We start from the raw sequence: 245 nt of genomic DNA, 5'->3' as shown, positions 1-245 counted from the left end.
AGATAATACAGTAAATCCCAAGTTACGATATCATACGCAACTTGGGATTTTTTCGTTTTAATAATAGGTATAAGCCCATTGCTTGTCCTCTAAAACATTTTGATAAAAAGGATCTTGGCCAATTAACGATACAACTATCAACGAATATTTACAGCAATTAAATTTTGATGATACGTCTGCCAAAGTATCTACATTGTCTGGTGGGAATAAACGTAAAATTAATATATTAGTAGGTTTACTAGGTC

At 31.4% G+C, this 245-nt stretch carries 1 pseudogene; it reads left to right on the top strand.

The annotated features are described in order from the left end of the window. Positions 1–118 precede the first annotated feature (118 nt). Positions 119–245, top strand: a pseudogene (locus tag IDG63_RS14580) (ABC transporter ATP-binding protein); the annotation flags it as partial.

Source organism: Staphylococcus sp. EG-SA-14, from assembly GCF_017151935.1.
Classification (GTDB): domain Bacteria; phylum Bacillota; class Bacilli; order Staphylococcales; family Staphylococcaceae; genus Staphylococcus; species Staphylococcus aureus.
Note: the sequence above shows the minus strand (reverse complement) of the source record. Positions and strands in the feature narration are given on the sequence as shown.